The sequence below is a fragment of the Paenibacillus sp. P4_E11 genome, assembly GCF_056401635.1.
The window spans coordinates 1-1326 of sequence record NZ_JBFUIX010000488.1 but is presented as its reverse complement, the minus strand read 5'-3'; the positions used below and the strand labels follow the sequence as shown (position 1 = coordinate 1326).

The window sequence follows — 1326 nt, the reverse complement described above, 5'->3', positions numbered from 1 at the left end:
GGATCCAATTGAACCATGGCCTGCTTACCGCTTAGCTGGATGCCAGTCTTCTTGCGTCCGATCAGGCTAAGCTCCTTCAACAACCGTTCTAACAGTTCCTTCGCTCGGGCGCCTTCCTTTCCTTGGATGCGGACCACGAACAGTACGGCGTCRCCGGCTGTCAATATTCGTTCGGCCTGCTGCTTCTTGGTCTCGTAGTCATGATCCTCGATATGCGGGGTAAGTCGAATCTCCTTCACCTTCGGTTCCCGCTCTCGCTTGCGTGCCTGTTGGTTCTCCTGCTTGGCCGCACCAGCTCCGATCAACTTGCAAGGCGGTGGACTGCTCATTAACGAGGTGCAGACCAGCGAAGCCTTTCGTTCACGTGCCATTCTTAATGCTTCATCGCGCGATACGATGCCAAGGTTCTCCCCATCAAGTCCTGTCAAAAGCACTTCTGATGCTTTTATTTTCTCATCCATAATGAGCATTTGATTTACCTCCTGTTTATACCCCAACGTGAAAATTACTCTGTCCAACCTAACAATCAGATGGCATACTCATATTTTTATACTCAAATTGCTCTGCATCGGGTAGATGCTCAAACATTTTGAACCTGTAATACAAGCTACCCTCTATAACTGTAATCTTGCTGATATGCCTTAGAACATCGGCAATAGTTGAAACATCTGAATTGAATTTCATATACATAAGGTCATAAATCATCAAATCTAATTCTTCTCTCTCAGCCAGTATATCGGCATTGGTTTTGCTGGCTTCTGCCTTCCTCTGCTCAATTTCTTGCATCTCGATATTAGCTTGATCTAATAACTCGTCTAAAACTTCCTCCTCCATCTTACCGCCAGCATAGAGCATTGATAGACGCTTCTTCCTCTCTTTAATCTTAACCAACTCATCGTCCAATTCAGACACTAACTGCATGTCCTGTTGGTTAATGGCGTTGGTTAGCTTTGCTCTCTTATCTTCAAGTTGTAGAACCAAATCTTCCTTATTGATCGAGAATAAATGAGCAAGTGCATGATCTGCCAGTCCTTGTAATTCAAGTTCCAACTCAACCAGAGATATATTCGAATTATTACAAAATGATATTCCTCTACGCTTCTTCCCCGAACAATTGAAGATAGGTTTCTTATTCCTGCCAGTATTCGCAGTGTAGGTGCTTCCACAATTATTACAGATAATCATTCCTGCATAGTCGCTAGTACCTCGATAAATACCTCGATTGGAAACGGATTGAACTTTGCCATAGTATATTTCTTGCGCTTGCTCAAACGTTTCTACGGATATGATTGGCTCAATATCATCATGATCGTCTTTGATGAGTGC

The 1326-nt window shown here is 43.7% G+C and carries 2 protein-coding genes; both read right to left on the bottom strand.

Translation table 11 applies throughout. The features are described from left to right. On the bottom strand, nt 1–470 hold a 470-nt coding region (infC, locus tag AC1DWB_RS35350), incomplete at its 3' end, for a translation initiation factor IF-3 (protein ID WP_477545738.1). 49 nt (nt 471–519) lie between these two features. Continuing rightward, on the bottom strand, nt 520–1326 hold an 807-nt coding region (locus tag AC1DWB_RS35345; protein ID WP_477545737.1), incomplete at its 5' end, for a recombinase zinc ribbon domain-containing protein.